This window comes from Aeromonas sp. 2MA4 (assembly GCF_029237305.1).
Lineage (GTDB): Bacteria > Pseudomonadota > Gammaproteobacteria > Enterobacterales > Aeromonadaceae > Aeromonas > Aeromonas salmonicida.
In genome coordinates, this window is record NZ_JAACFY010000003.1 from 190,241 (window position 1) to 208,470 (window position 18,230).

Annotated in this window: 19 protein-coding genes and 1 tRNA gene; 7 read left to right on the forward strand and 13 right to left on the reverse strand. The window is 61.8% G+C overall.

The features are described 5' to 3' along the window. The first annotated feature begins 78 nt into the window (after positions 1-78). The 6 genes from GWQ31_RS04970 to GWQ31_RS04995 all read left to right on the forward strand — a co-directional run bounded on the left by GWQ31_RS04970 (position 79) and on the right by GWQ31_RS04995 (position 5,786). On the forward strand, positions 79-1,704 hold the full coding sequence (locus GWQ31_RS04970; RefSeq protein ID WP_275908786.1) for an ABC transporter substrate-binding protein: 1,626 nt from the start codon (positions 79-81) through the stop codon (positions 1,702-1,704). Beyond that, on the forward strand, positions 1,689-2,699 hold the full coding sequence (locus GWQ31_RS04975; protein ID WP_275908787.1) for an ABC transporter permease: 1,011 nt from the start codon (positions 1,689-1,691) through the stop codon (positions 2,697-2,699). Before GWQ31_RS04970 ends, GWQ31_RS04975 begins: the two co-directional genes overlap by 16 nt. Further along, a complete protein-coding gene (locus tag GWQ31_RS04980; RefSeq protein ID WP_275908788.1) occupies positions 2,689-3,501 on the forward strand; it encodes an ABC transporter permease in 813 nt (270 codons plus the stop codon). Before GWQ31_RS04975 ends, GWQ31_RS04980 begins: the two co-directional genes overlap by 11 nt. A gap of 103 nt (positions 3,502-3,604) precedes the next feature. After that, positions 3,605-4,396 (forward strand): ATP-binding cassette domain-containing protein, encoded by a 792-nt coding sequence (locus GWQ31_RS04985; protein WP_275908789.1) that lies wholly within the window; start codon positions 3,605-3,607, stop codon positions 4,394-4,396. A 100-nt stretch (positions 4,397-4,496) separates the two neighbouring features. Further along, positions 4,497-5,138, forward strand: a complete 642-nt coding sequence (locus GWQ31_RS04990; RefSeq protein ID WP_275908790.1) for an ATP-binding cassette domain-containing protein — start codon at positions 4,497-4,499, stop codon at positions 5,136-5,138. Between the two features lie 180 nt (positions 5,139-5,318). Further along, complete coding sequence (locus GWQ31_RS04995; RefSeq protein ID WP_265461830.1) at positions 5,319-5,786, forward strand: N-acetyltransferase; 468 nt, start codon at positions 5,319-5,321, stop codon at positions 5,784-5,786. A 126-nt stretch (positions 5,787-5,912) separates the two neighbouring features. Here the strand turns inward: GWQ31_RS04995 and hypB are convergent, their stop codons facing one another. Further along, the gene (hypB, locus tag GWQ31_RS05000; RefSeq protein ID WP_275908791.1) at positions 5,913-6,677 is read right to left on the reverse strand and encodes a hydrogenase nickel incorporation protein HypB; all 765 of its coding nucleotides are present in this window, start codon (positions 6,675-6,677) and stop codon (positions 5,913-5,915) included. Here hypB and GWQ31_RS05005 point away from each other — a divergent pair. Then, positions 6,600-6,914, forward strand: a complete 315-nt coding sequence (locus tag GWQ31_RS05005; protein WP_275908792.1) for a hypothetical protein — start codon at positions 6,600-6,602, stop codon at positions 6,912-6,914. The two genes, hypB and GWQ31_RS05005, sit on opposite strands and share 78 nt — an antisense overlap. Here GWQ31_RS05005 and hypA read toward each other — a convergent pair. The 12 genes from hypA to GWQ31_RS05065 all read right to left on the reverse strand — a co-directional run bounded on the left by hypA (position 6,892) and on the right by GWQ31_RS05065 (position 18,226). Then, positions 6,892-7,233, reverse strand: coding sequence for a hydrogenase maturation nickel metallochaperone HypA (gene hypA / locus GWQ31_RS05010; RefSeq protein WP_042658210.1), 342 nt, complete (start codon positions 7,231-7,233; stop codon positions 6,892-6,894). The genes GWQ31_RS05005 and hypA overlap by 23 nt on opposite strands. A 69-nt stretch (positions 7,234-7,302) precedes the next feature. Beyond that, positions 7,303-8,307, reverse strand: a complete 1,005-nt coding sequence (gene hypE / locus GWQ31_RS05015; protein WP_275908793.1) for a hydrogenase expression/formation protein HypE — start codon at positions 8,305-8,307, stop codon at positions 7,303-7,305. Next, positions 8,304-9,422 (reverse strand): hydrogenase formation protein HypD, encoded by a 1,119-nt coding sequence (gene hypD / locus GWQ31_RS05020; protein WP_275908794.1) that lies wholly within the window; start codon positions 9,420-9,422, stop codon positions 8,304-8,306. The genes hypE and hypD overlap by 4 nt, the downstream gene beginning before the upstream one ends. Then, entirely contained in the window at positions 9,416-9,667 is a 252-nt protein-coding gene (locus GWQ31_RS05025) for a HypC/HybG/HupF family hydrogenase formation chaperone (RefSeq protein ID WP_043136559.1), read from the reverse strand. Before GWQ31_RS05025 ends, hypD begins: the two co-directional genes overlap by 7 nt. 5 nt (positions 9,668-9,672) lie before the next feature. Further along, positions 9,673-12,099 carry a carbamoyltransferase HypF gene (hypF, locus tag GWQ31_RS05030; protein ID WP_275908795.1) on the reverse strand — a complete coding sequence of 809 codons (2,427 nt, stop codon included), beginning with the start codon at positions 12,097-12,099 and terminating at the stop codon, positions 9,673-9,675. Next, the gene (gene selB / locus GWQ31_RS05035; protein ID WP_275908796.1) at positions 12,096-13,991 is read right to left on the reverse strand and encodes a selenocysteine-specific translation elongation factor; all 1,896 of its coding nucleotides are present in this window, start codon (positions 13,989-13,991) and stop codon (positions 12,096-12,098) included. The genes hypF and selB overlap by 4 nt, the downstream gene beginning before the upstream one ends. A gap of 4 nt (positions 13,992-13,995) precedes the next feature. After that, entirely contained in the window at positions 13,996-15,441 is a 1,446-nt protein-coding gene (gene selA / locus GWQ31_RS05040; protein WP_275908797.1) for an L-seryl-tRNA(Sec) selenium transferase, read from the reverse strand. A 224-nt stretch (positions 15,442-15,665) separates the two neighbouring features. Further along, positions 15,666-15,757 (reverse strand) — tRNA-OTHER (locus GWQ31_RS05045). A gap of 199 nt (positions 15,758-15,956) precedes the next feature. Beyond that, positions 15,957-16,448: a hydrogenase maturation peptidase HycI gene (gene hycI, locus GWQ31_RS05050; RefSeq protein ID WP_275908798.1), complete on the reverse strand. Its 492-nt coding sequence runs from the start codon at positions 16,446-16,448 to the stop codon at positions 15,957-15,959. Next, a complete protein-coding gene (locus tag GWQ31_RS05055) occupies positions 16,448-16,861 on the reverse strand; it encodes a formate hydrogenlyase maturation HycH family protein (RefSeq protein WP_275908799.1) in 414 nt (137 codons plus the stop codon). Before GWQ31_RS05055 ends, hycI begins: the two co-directional genes overlap by 1 nt. Further along, complete coding sequence (locus GWQ31_RS05060; protein WP_271774786.1) at positions 16,854-17,669, reverse strand: NADH-quinone oxidoreductase subunit B family protein; 816 nt, start codon at positions 17,667-17,669, stop codon at positions 16,854-16,856. Before GWQ31_RS05060 ends, GWQ31_RS05055 begins: the two co-directional genes overlap by 8 nt. Continuing rightward, complete coding sequence (locus GWQ31_RS05065) at positions 17,669-18,226, reverse strand: formate hydrogenlyase complex iron-sulfur subunit (RefSeq protein ID WP_275908800.1); 558 nt, start codon at positions 18,224-18,226, stop codon at positions 17,669-17,671. The genes GWQ31_RS05060 and GWQ31_RS05065 overlap by 1 nt, the downstream gene beginning before the upstream one ends. Positions 18,227-18,230: the final 4 nt, after the last annotated feature.

An 18,230-nucleotide genomic window follows, 5' to 3' on the forward strand; every position in this document is an offset into this window, starting at 1 on the left:
GCCCGTTTTGGCCCCTCACTCGCTTCTTCGTTTGACGTTTTTCTTCGAGGTGAGTGGTACAAACGAACAAGGAATCTTATGACCATTCAATGCCATGGCCGCCGCAAGTGTGTGCCTGTCGTCGCGGCCACTTTGCTGGCCCTGTTCTCAAGCGGACTCTCTCATTCCGTACTGGCCGCCCAACCGGTTCCCGCCGAGCTCAAGCTCGCCATCGGCGCCGAGCCCACCGAAGGGTTTGACCCCTTGCTTGGCTGGAGTCACGGCAGCTACCTGCTGCTGCACAGCCCGCTGCTCAAGCAAAACGCGGACCTCAGCTGGCAGGATCTGCTCACCCAATCGGTGACCCCGAACCAGGATGGCAAGGGGTGGCTTATCACCCTCAAGCCCGATCTCAAATTCTCCAACGGCGCACCGCTCACCGCCGAGGATGTGGTCTTTACCTACAACAGCGCAGCCAAGGGCGGCGGCAAGATCGACATGGGCAACTTTGTCTCGGCCAAAGTGCTCTCGCCCACCGAGGTCGCCATCGTCTTGAGCGCCCCCCAGAGCACCTTCGTCAACGTGCTGGGATCCTTGGGGATAGTGTCGAAGAAGGATTACGACGCAAAAGCGTACGCCCAAAAGCCTGTCGGCGCCGGCCCTTACCGGCTAGTGAGCTTCCTGCCCGGTCAGCAACTGGTGGTTGAGGCGAACCCCTATTACGCCGGTGGCAACAATGATTTCAAACGGCTGGTGTTTGTCTTTATCGATGAAGAGAGCGCTTATGCTGCCGCCCAGAGCAGCCAGCTCGATCTGGTGCGCATTCCCCCGTCGCTGGCGCCCACCGTGCCAGATTCGCTGCGGCTCTGGGTGCGGCCGAGCGTGGAGAACCGTGGCATCGTCTTCCCCATTCCTGCAGCGAGCAAGCGTGGCGAAGAGGCTAAAAAAGATGCCAAGGGTTATCCCGTTGGTAACGACGTGACCGCCGATGTGGCGGTGCGCCGCGCCATCAACTATGCCATCGACCGCAAGTTGCTGGCCGATCAGCTGCTGGAAGGGCACGCCATCCCCGCTTACAGCGCGGTGGAAGGGTTGCCATGGCTAAACAAAGCCACCGCCTTCAAGGATGGCGATACCGCCCATGCCAACGCCCTGCTCGACGAGGCTGGCTGGAAGATGGGCAGCGACGGCATTCGCCACAAGGGCTCCCTGCGCGCCGCCTTTACCCTCTGGTACACCAGTGGCGACAGTACCCGCCGGGATTTGGCGGAAGCGGTGCGCGCCATGCTCAAGCCCATCGGTCTTGAGGTGAGCCTCAAGTCCGGCAGCTGGGAGCAGGTGGAGCGGGAGATGCACGCCAACCCGGTGCTGATGGGGTGGGGGAGTCTGGATCCCATGGAACTCTATCACCACTACCAGAGCGGCTCCGGTGGGGTGGAGTTCTACAACCCGGGCTACTACAGCAACCCTGTGGTGGATGACCACCTCAAGCAGGCGCTGGATGCCCCGAACTGGCAGGCGGCCGTGCCGTTCTGGCAGCAGGTGGAGTGGGATGGCAAGACAGGCGCCGGAGTGCAGGGAGATGCCGCCTGGGCCTGGCTGCTCAATGTGCAGCACACTTATCTCGCCAACCGTTGCATCGATCTTGGCAAGGGGGCGCCGGAAATCCACGGCAGCTGGTCCCTGCTCAACAACCTGCAGGATTGGCGGTGGACGTGCCGTTAAGTTCGCCCTTGTGTCATTCAGGTTATCTGTTGCTAAAAGCCCTGCTGCGTTTGGCAGGGCTCTTGTGTCTGGTCTCGGTCGCCACCTTTGTGTTGCTGAGTTACTCCCCCATCGACCCCATCAAGGCCTATATCGGCAACGATCTGCTCCATGTGCCGCCCGAGCAGTACGCCCGCATTGCCGCCCGCTGGGGGTTGGATCAACCGCTCTGGCTGCGCTACTGGCACTGGTTTACCCAGGTGCTGCGGGGGGATCTCGGCTACTCCATGCTCTACAACGCGCCTGTGGGTGAAGTCATAGGCCAGCGCTTTGCTGCCTCCTTCCTGCTGCTGGCGGGTGCCTGGCTGCTCTCCGGCTTTTTCGGGATTTTGCTGGGCCTCTACGCCGGTCGCTATCTCAACCGCTGGCCCGATCGCCTTATCTGCCGCTTTGCCTACCTGCTCGCCTCCCTGCCCACCTTCTGGGTTGGCCTGTTGCTGCTCGCCCTGTTTGCGGTGCACTGGCCGCTGTTGCCAGTCTGCTGCGCCTGGACGCCGGGGCTCGCTGCCGATGAGGCTGACTGGTTGATGCGATTGCGCCATCTGTTGCTGCCGGTGACTACCCTGGCGCTGCTGGGGGTGGGTAATATTGCCCTGCATACCCGGGGGCGGGTGGCTGAGGTGCTGGAGAGCGACTTTATCCGCTATGCCCGCGCCCAAGGTGATGGTGGCTGGCCCATGCTGCGTTTTCACGTGCTGCGCCACGCCCTGACCCCGGCGCTCTGCCTGCAGTTTGCCTCCCTTGGCGAGCTGATTGGCGGCTCGCTGTTGGCGGAGAAGGTCTTCTCCTATCCGGGGCTCGGCCAGGCCACCGTGGATGCGGGGCTGCGGGGCGATATCCCCCTGCTGATGGGAATCGTGCTCTTCTGCACCCTGCTGGTCTTTATTGGCAACACTGTGGCCAGTTTGCTGCTGGCGCGCATCAATCGGGGTTGGGAGGGCGAGCATGCTGTTTAATCCGTTTCCCTCCATACTGCGGCTGGGTTTTGCCCTGCTCGGATTGGCGCTGCTGGCCACTTACGGCTGGAGCCTCTCTCATCAGGATGTGCCGATGGATCTGCTGGCGCGCCAGCAGCCTCCCTCGCTGACCCACTGGTTCGGCACCGATCAGATGGGGCGGGATCTCTGGTTGCGCGCCTTTCAGGGCACCCTCACCAGTCTGGAGCTTGGCATCAGCACGGCGCTCTGTAGCGGGTTGCTGGCCATGGTAGCGGCAAGCGTGTCGCTCATTCACCCCAGATGTGATGCGGCGGTGCGAATGGTGATCGACGCCATGCTGGCGCTGCCCCATATGCTGCTGCTGATCCTCATCTGCTTTACCTTGGGGGGCGGCATGCGCGGGGTGATCCTGGCGGTGGCACTCACCCACTGGCCCAAGCTGGCGCTCATTCTCTGCGCAGAAGCGCGACGGATAGCTTGCAGCGACTATGTGGTGCTGGCCCGCTGTCAGGGGATGGGAGCGCTACGTCGCTGGCGCACCCACCTGCTACCGGGCCTGTTGCCCCAGTGGATTATCGGCACCCTGCTGATGTTTCCCCATGCGGTACTGCACAGCGCGGCCTTGAGCTTTCTCGGCTTTGGTCTGGCGGCCCACGAGGCCTCGCTGGGCCTGCTGCTGGCCGATGCCCTGCGTTATTTGGCCGGTGGCGGTTGGTGGCTGGCCCTCTTCCCGGGGCTGATGTTGCTGCTGCTGGTCCTGCTGTTTGATCAGGCTACTTGCGCCCTGCAGCAGCTCTGGTTTGGGGGTGAACCATGCTGATATTTGAAACCGCCATCTGGCGTCAGCGCAGTCTGGCTGGCGCTGCTGTTCGATCAGGTTACTCGCGGGCCTTGCAACAGCTGCTGTGGCACAGGAGTGAACCATGCTGAGTTTTGATCAGGTGACCATAGAGGCGGCCCATTACTCCTGGCTGGGGCGGCGCAGCTGGCAGCCATTGCTGACCGATATCAGCCTGCAACTGGCGCCGGGGGAGATAGTGGCACTGGTGGGGGGGAGCGGCGAGGGCAAGAGCCTGCTGTTGCAAAGCGCCCTGACATTGCTGCCGGACAATCTGCGGATGCGCGGCAGCATCTCCCTCGATGGCACGCCTCTGTGCGATACCAGCCGGGCCCGTTTGCGCGGCCACACCCTCTGTTATGTGCCGCAGGGGGTGAGCGCCCTCAATCCGCTGCTGACGGTGGAGCGCCAGCTGGGGCGTGCGGCACGCCTCTGCGGCCAGAGCGGTTCTCGCGAGCGGCTCGGCGAGCAACTGCTGCGCTACCAGCTGCCCGCGACCACCCTGGACAGATTCCCACGCCAGCTCTCCGGCGGCATGGCCAAGCGCATTCTGGCCTGCACTGCGGCCCTCGGCGGCGCTCGCTACATTCTGGCAGACGAGATCACCGCCTGGCTCGACGAGGAGCTGGCCTGTCTGCTGCTCGGCCAGTTGCGTGAATTGGCCAATCAGGGCTGCGGTATCCTCTGGGTGACCCACGATCTGGCGCTGGCGGCCCGTTTTGCCGATCGCATCGTGGCGCTCCATCAGGGGCAGGTGAGCGATACCTTGAGTAGCCACCACCTTCGGCAAGGGCAGGGGAGCGAGATGCTCCGTGCTCACTGGCAGGCGCTGCCGGAGTTCAACGCGCTCTTTCCTGCTACGTCGGAGGTCTCCTGATGATTGCTTCTCTGAGACAGGCTGTGTGTGGCGTGGCAGACATTCAGTGGCAGGCGCTGCCGGGGTTCAACGCGCTCTTCTCTGTGCCGGAGGTTTCCTGATGTTGGAAGTACGGAATCTCACTATCGCCCAGGGGGAACGTCCCCTCTGGCAGGGGTTATCGCTGACGGTGAAAGCGGGCGAGCGGCTCGGCATCTCCGCACCGAGCGGCCATGGCAAGACCACGCTGGGGCGGGTATTGGCCGGTTGGCAACCGGTTGGGGCTGGCGGGCAGATCCTGCTGGATGGGCAGCCAGTACCTGAACAGGTAAAAGGTTATAACCCCATCCAGCTGGTGCCCCAGCACCCGGAGCTCACCTTCAATCCCTATCGCACCACCGGGCAGGCGCTCTGGGATGTATGGCGCCCCGATGACGCCATGCTGGCCCGCTTTATGGTCAAACCTGAGTGGCTTGGTCGCAAACCCGGTCAGCTATCCGGTGGCGAGCTGGCCCGCATCGCGCTGTTGCGCGCCCTCGATCCCCGCACTCGTCTGCTGATTGCCGACGAGGTGACCGCCCAGCTGGATCCGCAGATTCAGCGCCAACTCTGGCGGGAGTTGATGGTTGAGTGCGAGCAGCGCGGGCTTGGTATGGTGATATTCAGTCATCAGCAGGCGCTGCTGCGCCAGATCTGCCATCGGGTGCTGCGTTTTGGCGAGGAGACGGCTGAGCAGGAATTGATGGTCTGCAATGTAGCCTGAGGGCTGGCGTTTCCCTTCAGCATCACGGCAGGTACTCACTCTATTCTTGCATCCTTTGCAAATGTTTTGGCCTGATTGGCATAATGACTGTGCGCCCTATCAGGGGGGCAATAAACATCTTGCGGGGAAGTCATCATATGGCAGAGCCCACCATTTTGGACACGATTCACTATGAGTTGTATGGAATTTAAACTGTTCAGTGATGTGGGTGCGGGCGATTTTCTGTCCGTGGTCAACGATCACACAGTGAGAACGCATCTGATTGATCATCCCCCCTTCGATGCGGTCAGTGTACGCACCTGGATGGATGAAAAGATGCGAATAGACAGGTTACCCGGTTGCCGGGTGCGTGCCGTGCTCATTGACGGTGTGCTGATTGGATGGTGCGGGATACAACCCGACGACGATGGCGTCGAGATTGCCGTTGTGATCGCTAAAGCGGGTTGGGGGACGGGGATTGCCATCTTCAAGGAGATGATTGGATGGGCAAGGCAGATGGGGCATAAGGAGGTCATGTTCCATCTGCTGAGCACTCGCCCAGAGTATCGGGCGCTCACCAAGCGATCCACCAGGGTGCAGAAGACGACGCTCTCGGGGCGTGATTTCACCACCTATTACATCAGCGTGGAAAAGTGGTTTGCGGGTTAATGACAACGCGCTTCTTGTTACAACCCAAGAGGGAGGCTGATGCCTCCCTCTTTTTCATCAACATGTACAGCACATTAGTGGTGCAGATGTGGTGTCGATTAGCGCAGCGTAATCGGACGTTCGAGATCAGGCCGTGGCCAGCCAGTTCAGCCAGGCATCCATCCCTTCACCCGTGGTGGCGCTGACCTGGATCACCTGAATATAGGGGTTGACCCGTTTGGCGTTCTCGATGCAGCGGGCCACGTCAAAGCTGACGTAGGGCAGCAGATCGATCTTGTTGATCACCATCAGCTGGGCGGCGGCGAACATGTCCGGGTATTTCAGCGGCTTCTCTTCCCCCTCTGTGACGGAGAGGATCGCCACCTTGTACTTCTCGCCGAGATCGAAGCTGGCGGGGCAGACCAGATTGCCCACGTTCTCGATAAAGAGGATGCCTCCTTCATTGGCGGGCAGCTGGTGACAGGCGTCGTGGACCATTTTGGCGTCCAGATGGCAGCCCTTGCCGGTGTTGATCTGCACGGCAGGGACGCCGGTGGCACGAATGCGATCCGCATCGGCGCTGGTCTGCTGATCCCCTTCGATCACCGCGCAGGGGCGTTTGTCGGCCAGCTGGCGCAGAGTTTCGCACAGCAAGGTGGTTTTGCCTGAACCCGGGCTAGAGACCAGGTTAAGCACCAGCTGGTCGGCGGTTGTGAAGTGTTCGCGGTTGTGGGCCGCCAGCGCGTTGTTCTTGGCCAGCACATCCATCTCGATGGCGATCAGCTGGCGCTGTCCCATGCCGGGGACCGATAATCCCGCTTCCCCTTTGCCGTAGTGCAGATCACCCTGCTGATGATCATGATGATGGTCGTGGGGGTGATCATGCCCCTCATGGCTTATGGGAGCCCGCACCCCGTGGTAGTGGTGATGGACATCCCCCTGATGGTGATAGTGGTGGTGAATGATCAGGGTGCGCGGCGCGCTCTGCTCGTGATCATGATGGTGATGGGCGTCATGAGCATGATGATGGTCGTGTTCATGACCATGTTCATGGTGATGTTCATGTTCGTGATGATGCTCATGGTCGGCGATCCGCGCCTGGCCGCATCCGCATACGCTACACATATCAACTTACCTCGATGTCGGTGATGCGCAGGCTATCACCCTGCGCGACTCGTAATTTGTACCCGCCACACCCGGGGCAGGCCTGCCCGCGCTCGGTGAGGGTGACCGTCTGGTTGCAGTCGTAACACCAGGCCTCTGCCGCCTGGTGCTGAAAGTGCAGTTGGGCCCCTTCGACGGCGGTGCCCTTGGCGGCCGCCTCGAAACAGAAGGCAATGGTGTCCGGGTCGACGCAGGAGAAGCTGCCGACCTCGAGCCAGAGGGCGGTCACCTTGTTAAAGCCCCGCTGGGTGGCCTGCTCGGCCGCCAGATCGATGGCGGCCATGGCCAGAGACATTTCGTGCATGGTGACTCCTTAACCGATATGGGGAGGAGCAGTGACTCCTCCCTGTAATTGACGGAACGGCATGGCCGATCAACAGATCCGCGGCAGTAGTTCTCCTTGCGGCAACTCCAGATAACGGCGGCTGCCCCAGGGGTTGTTGAGGATCACCTTGTGGCGATCGCTTGCCTGCACCACGCCGATCTGGCTGGCTGCTGGGTTGAATTGCCGCAAGATGCCCAGCGCGTCCTGTGCCTGTTCGGCAGGCAGGGCCAGCACCATGGTCCCCTCGTTGGCGAGATCATAGGGCTCGAAACCGTAGAGCTCGCACAGGCCGCGCACCGGATCGCAGACCGGGATGGCGGACTCCTCCAGCTCAATGGCAACGCCGGAGGCGCTGCTCCACTCGTTGAGCACGGCGGCAAGGCCACCGCGGGTGGCATCGCGCAGGGCGTGAGGGGTAATGCCCGCCTGCAGCAGCGCTTCTACCTGCGGCCAGAGGGTGGTGCAGTCGCTCTTGAGATCAGATCCCAGTTGCAGGGCGTCGCGGGCCATCAGGATGCAGGCGCCGTGGCTGCCGATATCCCGCGACACCAGAATGGCGTCACCGGCTTTGAGGTTGCGTACCGAGATGCCCCGGCTCTGCTCAGGCAGCGGGAAAGTGCCGACCCCGCTGGTGTTGATGAAGATCTTGTCGGCCGCCCCCTTGGGCACCACCTTGGTGTCGCCGCAGACGATGCGGGCGCCGCTGTTGGCAAGCTCCGCCGCCATCGACTCGACGATGCGGGCCAGATCGGCGTAGGGGAAACCCTCCTCGATGATAAAGCTGGCGCTCAGATACTCGGGTTTGGCCCCCATCATGGCCAGATCGTTGACCGTACCGGCGATGGCTAGCTTGCCGATATCACCCCCCTCGAAGAAGAGCGGCGAGACGGTAAAGCTGTCGGTGGTGAAGGCGACGAGGCCCTCTACCTGCAGCAGGGCGGCATCTTCACCGCACAGCAGGATCTCGTTGCCAAAGTGGTGAAAGAAGAGCTGGTTGATCAGCTGGTTCATCTCCACACCACCGCCGCCGTGGCTAAGTTGGATTTCTCTCATTGTTGCTGGATCCCCATATATCGGTAGTAGGCATTGCAGGCCCCTTCGGAGCTGACCATGCAGCTGCCCATGGGCTGGGTCGGGGTGCAGCCCCGGCCAAAGACTTTGCACTGATTCGGCTTGGCCAGCCCGCGCAGGATATCGGCGCACTGGCACGCCTTGTGGTCATCGATGGGGGTCTGGTCCAGCTGGAAGTGACGCTCCGCATCGCGCTTGGCGAAGGCATCGCGCAGGCGCAGGGCGGAGGCGTTGATGTCCCCCAGACCTCGCCAGCGAAAATGCTCGCGGGTCTCGAAAAAGCGCTCGACCAGCCGCTGGGCGGCTTTATTGCCACTGGTAGTGACTGCGCGGCTGTACTGCACCTCCAGGGCGTAGCGGCCTTCCACCTTCTGGCGCACCATCATCAGCAGTGCCTCCATCACATCCACCGGCTCGAAGCCGCTCACCACCACAGGCACCTGATAGCGTTGGACTATGGGCAGGTAGATATCTGCGCCTGTGATGACGCTGACGTGGGAGGGGCCGATAAAGGCGTTCACCTTGGCAACCCCGTCGGCCATCACAGCGTGAATGGCGGGGGGCACCAGCACATGGTTGATATGAAACAAGAGGTTCTCGACCCCTTGCTCTTCAGCTGCTGCCAAGAGCGCTGCAGTCATTGGGGTGGAGGTCTCGAAACCGATGGCGAAGAAGACCACGGTTTTCTCCGGGTTCTCTTTGGCGATGCGCAGGGCATCGAGAGGGTCATAGACGGGGCGAATATCGCTCCCCTTGGCCCGCTGTTGGGCCAGCGTGCCCTTGGAGCCCGGCACCCGGATCATGTCCCCCAGGGTGACCAGAATGACGTTGGGTTGGCGGGCCAGCTCGATGGCCTGATCGATGCGTTCTTTCGGCATGATGCAGACCGGGCAGCCGGGGCCGTGAACGAACTCGATGCTGGCTGGCAGCAGCTGGTGCAGGCCGTACTTCATGATGGTGTGGGTATGACCGCCGCACACCTCCATCACCCGCAGCGGTTCGGGGAGTAATTTGGCCAGTTCGGTTATCTGGGCGGCGAGGGCACGGATCACCTCGGGCTGGCGAAAGCCCTGAAACAGGTCATTCAAGGTCAGCATGGCAAGATATCCTGTTTGGGCATCAGGGCCACCATCTGGCGGAAGCTCTCGAGGCTGGCCTGCGCCTCCTCTTCGTCAATCTTGCTCATCACAAAGCCGATATGGAGCAGCACATAGTCGCCAAGGTTGAGGGGCTCTTCGAGCAGCATGCAGCTGACGCGCCGCTGCACCCCCAGGGTGTCGACGGTGACGCAGTTATCTTCAGGGTGCAGCTGCACCACCTGAGAGGGGATGGATAGACACATGGATTTCAGGACTCCGACAAGGTGGCACAACCGGTTGTGACAGGCTGGTGCGTGGCAAGATGGTGGATGGCAAACCAGAGCTGACCGGCGGCGATGCCACCGTCATTGAGCGGCAGGGTTTCGCTGGTCAATACCTGCCGGCCGGCCGCTTCGAGAGCGGGCACCAGCTGGTCCATCAGCACCCGGTTTTGAAAAACGCCGCCTCCAAGCGCCACCGGATAGCCGGGGAAGCGCTCGGCAAGGGCGATAACCAGATTGCTGATGGCGCGGATAAAACCGGCGGCCAGGCTGGCGGTGGAGATGCCTTTGCACAGCTCGCTGACAAGGGTATGGATCAGCTCGACCCACTCGATATGCAGTGCCCCCTCTGCTGATTGGCTGAGATCAAAGGCAAGGGGGAAGGGCTGTTCATCGGGGGCCAGCTGCAAGGCTGCCGCTTCCAGCAGGAGTCCTGCTTCGCCCTCGTAATCGGGGGTGTCGATCACCCCCAAGAGCGCCGCCACCGCATCGAACAGACGGCCGATGGAGCTGGTGTAAGGGGCGTTGCGACCGAGATGCCAGAGCTGGTGCAGATTGCTGATCCGCTTAAGGGGCAGTTGCTTGATCAAAGGAATATCGAGGGCGCTGATCTGCTCAGGGCTATGCGATTCAAACAGCAGCCCCAGTAGCTGGCGCACCGGCTCGCGGATGGCCGCCTCGCCGCCGATCAGCTTGAAGGGCCTGAGATGGGCAACCCGCTCGAGGCCCTGAACGTCTGCGAGCAGCAGCTCGCCGCCCCAGAGGGTGCCGTCATCGCCAAGGCCGGTGCCATCGAAGGCAACACCCAGCACCGGGCCCGTGATGTCGTGCTCGGCCATCACCCCCAGCAGGTGGGCGTGATGGTGCTGCACCTCGAGGTGGGTTGCATCCTGATCCTGGCAATAGCTTTTGGCCCACTGGTGGCTGAGGTAGCCCGGGTGGCGATCCGAGACCAGCACTTCGGGTTTGAGATCGTAGAGTTCGCGAAAGGTCGCCAGGGTCTGCTCAAAGTGCTCCTGCATCGGCAGGCTGTGCAGATCGCCAATATAGGGGCTGTAGATGCGCTGGCGGCCGAAGGCGAGCGCCAGCTGGTTCTTCTGTTGCGCCCCGACTGCCAAGAGCGGCGCCTTGACCGCCTGTTGCAGGCTGGGGGTGCAGGGGGCATAGCCCCGGGCGAGCCGTAACGTCTGGCGTCGCCCGCCCGCCCACTGCACCAGACTGTCGTCGCACGGGTGCAGGATGGGGCGGTTATGATCCAGGATGCCGTCAATCTCGCTGCCGAGTTCCTTGACCACCACCTCGCACTCGATAAGGATCGGGCTGCCGCGACCATTGGCGCTGGTGGCTACCAGCGGTATGGCGCAGGCGTCCAGCAGCAGCTGATGGAGCGGGGTATAGGGGAGCATGATGCCAAGGTAGGGAATGCCGGGGGCGATCCCCTCGGCCAGTGGCGCGGTTGTCAGTAGGGATTCTGAGAACCGATCATCGTTTTTGCGCTTGCGCAGCAAGGTGATGGGTCTGGCCTGAGAGGCGAGCAGCTTCCACTCGTCTTCGCTGCCGGTGACATGCAGTTTGGCCTCGGCAAGGGAGCCCATCATCACCGCCAGCGGCTTGCGTTCGCGCCGTTTGAGCATTCGTAATCTGGCCACACTCTGTTCATTGCGGGCATCACATATCAGGTGATAACCCCCCATCCCCTTGACCGCAATCAGCGCCCCCGCCTGCAGGGCGCTGGCAGCGGCCTGCAGGGCATCCTCGCACTCGGCCAAGGCATCGCCACGGCCATTTCGCCAGCTGAGATGGGGCCCGCACTCGGGGCAGCTCACCGGCTGGGCGTGGTAGCGTCTGTCCAGCGGGTTTTCATAGGCCGCAGCGCAGCGCGGGCACATGGCAAAGCCCGCCATGGCGGTGTGGGGGCGGTCGTAGGGGAGGTGGCGGATGATGGTGTAGCGCGGGCCGCAGTGGGTGCAGTTGGTAAAGGGGTAGTGGTGGTGGCGATCCGAAGGGTTGGCCACGTCCCGGGCGCACGCCTCGCACATCCCCTGATCCGGCGAGATGGCGACCGTGGCCGCGCTCTGCTGCTGGCTTGCCTTGATATGAAAGGCGCCGTTGTAATCGGGATTCGGGTTTTGGGGCAGTTCCCGCTCGTTAAAATGATCGATTCGGCTTAAGGGCGGCGCCAGTTCCCGCAGTTCGCGGGCAAAGCTGGCCAGCTGCTCAGGCGATCCTTCGGCACCGATGGTGACGCCATTGGCATCGTTCAGCACATAGCCGGCAAGGCTGTGGCGCAGCGCCAGTCCATAGACGAAGGGGCGAAAGCCGACCCCCTGCACTATACCGTCGATATGAAACTCGCGGCGTAGCCGGTTGGCCGCATGACTCGGAGAGATAGAGGGGGCAATGGTGGCGCTCATGCCGGCTCCATCTCATCTTGAGTCTGCGGCAAACGCAGCACCCGGCGCTCGTTCTCCTCGCGCCGCACCCAGCCATCCATCTCCATGCGCAGGCAGAACGGAATGGCGTATTTGCGCGACAAGCCGGTGATCTCCTTTAAGGATGCCATGTCAATCAGATCTCCCACCTGCTGGCCCGCCAGCACGGCGGCAACCATCTGGTTGTAAAGCTCGGCGTCGTAGTAGATGGGGCCATCGAGCTGCACCAGATACTTGAGTCGCGCCAGATTGCGCAGCTGCTTTTGCAATGCGCCTTTTTGCTGCAAGCCCTGCTGCAGGGCCGCGGGCAGCTGGCGGGTGATAAAGGGATCCAGCTCAACGCCGCCGGGGCCCAGTTTACCGGGCTCGTAACCCTCCTTGCCTTGATCTCGCACCACCTTGAGCACCAGCTGCGCCTCTTCTCCCAGATCGTCTTCCGACTCGCCGCTGCCCTGCTGCCACTTGTCATGGTGCAGGCGCACAAGCTCCTCGCTCTTGAGCTGCTGGAGCAGGGCCTGAATGACCGGCAGGGCGATGCCAAAGCGGGTTGCCAGTTCGGCGGCGCTCAGCGGTTCGCTGGCCAGCGTGGCGAGCAGCTGGTCGCGGCTCTGGGCCAGCCAGTGGTTGTCCAACAGCCACTCACCGAGGGGGGTGACCTGCTCGGGCTGCTGGTCAAAGCGGCTGGCCAGCACATAGCCATTGAGCCCCAGTTGTAGGGTGGCCGGGTTGTAGCGCTCCAGCTCATCTGGCAGCTCGCCCAGCAGGGCGTGCAGCGCCTTGCGTCTGGCGGGGTAGATGTCGCCGCACCAGACGATGCGGGCGCCGTGCAGCAGTTCGCTGCTGCCATGGCGAATGATGGCGAGCGGCTGGCCAAAGAAGCAGGGGATGGGGCTGGTAAAGATCAGCCGTGCCAGCCGGGTATCCTTGATGGGAACAAAACGGGCTCGGCCATGCCAGCTGCCTAGGGCCACTTCGACCTCCTTGTTGTGCAGAGAGGGGCGCAGTGTCTTGCTACTCAGGCTCTCGGCGTTGAGCCGCACGATCAGGTGAGTCGCCGCCTCGCACTGGCCAGCGGCGCTGGTCAGGTAGTGGCCGCGGGTCACCTCCTTGTGGGGCACTTTTTTAAGGCCCACCGCCACCCGGCAGACGGCGCCGATCTCGTCGACGCTCTGGTGATAGGCCTGCAGGGAGCGCACCTGCACCTCCCGATCGGCGGGGTAGAGGCGCAGCTTGTCTCCCACCTTGAGGCGGCCCTGTTGCAAGGTGCCGGTAAGCACTGTGCCGGTGCCGTTGGCGGTAAAGACACGATCAACATAGAGGCGCGGGGCGCCCTGCTCGCGAGCCTCTTGTGAGGCTGGCAGATCGGCAAGCTGGCAGACGATGGCGGCGTGCAGGGCAGCCATATTGACGCCGGTTTTGGCGCTGACGCTGACGATATCGGGCACCATGCCGCTCTCGTCCATCACCCGCTCCAGCAGGCTCTCTTCCAACAGCAAAAGCTCGTCGGGGGAGACCAGATCGCACTTGTTGATGCAGACCAAGAGGCGCGGCACCCCCATCGCCTTGAGCAGGCGCAGGTGATCGCCGGTCATCGGCATCCACCCCTCGTCGGCGGCAATCACCAGCAGCACCAGATCCAGACTCCAGAGCCCCGCCACCATGTTGCGGATATAGCGCTCGTGGCCGGGCACATCGATGACACCTATGGTGTTGCCCTGACCGTCGTCGAAGTGGGCAAAGCCGAGATCCTGGGTCATGCCGATGGCCTGCTCGTGGGCGCGGGCGGTGGTGATGCCGGTGAGGGCCTTGATCAGCAGGGTCTTTCCGTGATCCACGTGGCCGGCAAGGCCGATAACGGCGCGATATGGGATCATGGGATCAGGGCTCCTCTGTTGCATTGATCGGGGCGGGCAGCAGCAGCTCGTTAAGCTGGGCGATCAGCAGGCCCATCTCGGTTGGTAGCAGGGTGGCCATATTGAGCAGTACCTTCTGCTGGCGCACCGTGGCGATGACCGGCACCGGCAGTTCGCGCAAATCATCGAGCAACTGCTGGGCCGGACGCGGGTCGGTGCACTCGAGCGCGGGCGCCGGGTAGAACTCGTCCGGCAAGGTGCCGCCACCTACCACCAGCTGGGCGGGAACCGGCACAAAACAGCCGGGCAGGGCGGCCATCAGCTGGGAGGCTCTCGCCTGCATGGCGGCCGGGTTGCTCAAGGTGCGCTGGGCGATGCCTTCGCCGATGGGGGACTTGTTGAGCTTGTGGATGAGCAGCCGTTCGAGCAGGGAGTAGACGATGCGGCTCGGGCGGAAGGTGCGCATCATGGGGTGTTTTTCCAGCCGCTTGATAAGGTCGCTGCGGCCGCTGATGATGCCCGATTGCGGGCCGCCCAAGAGCTTGTCGCCGGAGTAGCAGACCAGATCCGCCCCCGCCTTGATGTACTGGCGCACCGAGGTTTCGTCCGGTGCAAACTCTTCGGTGGTCAAACCGGAGCCCTGATCCACCGCCAGCACCACCTGCTCGGGCAGGGCGCGGGCCACCTCGCCGATATCGGGTGATTCGGTAAAGCCGCGAATGGCGAAATTGGATCTGTGCACCATCAGTACCAGCGCGGTCTGATCGGTGATGGCATCGAGGTAATCTTTGGCGGTAGTGATATTGGTAGTGCCCACCTCCACCAGTTTGGCGCCGGAGAGGGCCAGAATATCGGGAATGCGAAAGCCGCCGCCAATCTGGATCTGCTCGCCGCGCGAAACGATCACCTCGCGCCCCTTGGCTACCTCTTGCAGCAGCAAAAAGAGTGAAGCGGCGTTGTTGTTGACAACCAGCGAATCCTCGGCCTGGGTGAGGCAACGGAGCAGGGGGGCGATCAGCCCCTTGCGCCCGCCGCGTTTGCCGGTGGCGAGATCCAGCTCCAGATTGTTGTAGCCGGTGTTGAGGTCACGCACCTCGTCCCACAGCTCATGACTTAATGGCGAGCGCCCCAGATTGGTATGCACCAGGGTGCCGGTGGCATTGATCACCCGGGTTTGACGCTGGAGCAACTGCTGTCGGCAGCGTTTGGCAATCAGCGCCTCGATCTGCTCGGGGGCGATGCCATGCTGGCGAAAATCTTCGCTCTGGCGCAGCTCGCTGAGGGTATCGCGCACCGCCTGAGTCACCAGCGGGCGGCTCAGCGCTTCGATAAAACCTGCGAGAAAGGGTTGCTGCAGCAGCTGTTCCACTTGTGGCAGGCGGCGCTGTGGCAAGGAATTGCTTGCGTTAGGCCGGGGTTCGGCTTGACCGTGCGGATGAGCAAGGGATGGTGCGTGAGACGGGTTTGGCATGGGATTACCAGAGCAGTGCGTGGGTTTGAGATGCACGCAGCTTCGCCGATAGAGAGGCCGAGTTGACGGATTATTCTGCGCTGGCAATGTCAGCATGAATTAATGGTTGATTCATGCTGGCAAACTAATAATTGGCCAGGCTGAACACCGATGTCCGGATTATATTGGCAAGCAGTACGCACCGTTATTAAACAAGGTGAATTCGACTATTCACTATATTAAATTGGCGGAAGAGGCAGGAATCGAACCTGCCAAAGCCTTCTCGGCTAACATCGGTTTTGTAGACCGAGGAGGCCACCAGACCCCATCAACTTCCGTAATGGCTGATATTTTGAGCCAGTAAAATCAGACTGGCAATGATTTTTTTAATATTTTATAGATATTTGGTAAATATGGCGTGAGGTTGTTTCATATCAATAAAAGGACAGTTAGCCCGACGTTTGAATACAACGCCAGGCTCTTTTTATATCTCCAGTGTTACGAATAAATAACTTGTTTAACAGCTGGTAAAATAACTATCGCTCGGCATTGGTAATATTCCACTGGTCCAGTCGCTCTATTAACAAGCTGGCATCCGTGGCGGTATCAAGATGCTGATAAAGATAATCCATCGCCTCGCTCACCATCTCGGTCATCGGGAAGGAGAACGCAACGATGGCCGGTTGTACCCCGACAAATATCACCTCGGGGACAAAGGTCTTGAGCTCGTCGATCAAAAAATTGAGCGGCATATTGTGGGTCGAGAAGATAAACATCTCGGCGATGGTTTCGGGAGGGATCACCTGCAGGGTGCCCGCCTTCTCGCCGATCTCGGCAGCATCCACCAGCACCACCCGCTCCGGTTGCAGCTCCCGCACCTTGTAGACCGCATTTTCCGGCGCTATGCCGCCGTCGATGTGGATCCAGCTGGGCAGGGGGGCGGCTTGCAGCTTGTCCGCCAGATAAGGGCCGGCACCGTCGTCCCCCATCATGGCATTGCCTACGGTCAACACGAGATTGCAGCCCATCAGCGGCTCCTTACCATCAGGTACATATGGGGGTCGTTATAGAGGGCGGTGAGCTGATCCATAAAGGTGTTGGTCCAGCCCAGCTGCTGCTCATCGAGCACTTTGTCGGCTTTGCGCAGCCGGTCGAAGGCGCAGGCCAGCATATGGCAGTGCTCGCGATAGATGGTGATCTCGCCAAAGGTGAGAAACCCCTCCATCTTGCGGCGCGCCTCACTTCCCTCTGGCAGCTTGGCCACCCAGTCGCGATAACCCGCCAGCGGGCAGACCAGATCGGCGCTCAGGCAATCGACGATGCCGAGGTGATGGCCAATGGCGAGGCTGTAGTACATCACCTCTTTGGCCTCTTCCGGCACGTCGAACTGCTCGTCGACGAACTTGCGCGAGAGGCGGTAGAAGAAAATCTGATCAGCCATGTACCGCCTCTCCCTTGCCTGCCGCCCGGTTGAGGCAGGCGTTGGCCAGGTTGTTGACGATCTCCGCCAGGCGCGGATCGTCGTGCTGATCGAGGTAGCTCTGGATGCGCAGATCCACATCCTGCTGGGTCGCCCCTTCGAGCAGCGCCATAAACTCGTCGGCGATGATCTGTCCCTGCCGATAACCGGCCATGCGGCGCGCTTCGCGCTCGATCATCACCCGAATTTCATTGGGGATGCCGGTGTGGCGCAGTTCGACCCGCTCACCCGGTTGCACCTCGTGGCTGGTGGCTTTGAGTTTCTGCTCAAGCAGACCGAGCGCCACCGCAAAGCCGTAGATGGTAGCCGCCGGTGTCGGAGGGCAGCCCGGAATATAGACATCCACCGGTACGATTTTGTCGGTGCCGCCCCAGACGCAGTAGAGATCGTGGAAGATGCCGCCGTCACAGCCGCAGGCGCCGTAGGCGATGCAGATCTTGGGATCGGGGGCTGCTTCATAGGCGCGCAGGGCCGGTACTCGCATCGCCCGGGTCACCGCGCCGGTAAAGAGCAGAATGTCGGCGTGACGGGGGGAGGCGACCACCTTGATGCCGAAGCGCTCGGCATCGAACAGCGGGGTGATGGTGGCGAAGATCTCGATCTCGCAGGCGTTGCAGCCGCCGCAATCGACCCGATAGACATAGGCCGAGCGGCGAATGTCTTTGAGCAGGGTCTTCTTGAGTTTGGTGATCTCGGGATCCTGTGCCAGCGGCACGGCGCGGGTATGGGCATGGCCGACAACCGGTTCTATGCCTTTGATCTTGCTCATCACATCCACTCCTGTTGTGTGGTCATCGGTGTGGCAATCGGTGTGGTCATGGCCGAGTCAGGCTGGCTCAGCATGCTCTGTTTTCGTTTGCAGTCGGGGCAGTGCTGTAGCCGCTCCGGGGTCGCCAGCGGCGTGCCCGCCTGCTTGAGGGTGTCCTCCACCAGTGCCACCAGTTTACTCGGGGCAAAGTAGGTGCCACACAGGGTGCAGGGGGCCAGCGCGAAGCGGGCCTCCTCATACAGGTCGGCCTTGTTGGTCACCGCCAGCTCGAACTCGGGAGAGAGGGCGATGGCATGGGTCGGGCAGACCTCTTCGCAGCGGCCGCAGAAGATGCAGCGGGCCATGGAGATCTCCCAGCGCCGCTCGCCGGTCTCCATGTCCACTTCCATCACCAGCGCGTTGGCCGGGCAGGCCTTGGTGCAGGCGGCGCAGGCGATGCACTGATCCGCCTGATATTTCGGTTTGCCGCGAAAATCCCGGTTCACATCAATGGGTGCGAAGGGGTACTTGGCGGTCGGGGTGCCAGCCTTGAGGATGGTCTTGAACAGCTTGATCATGATG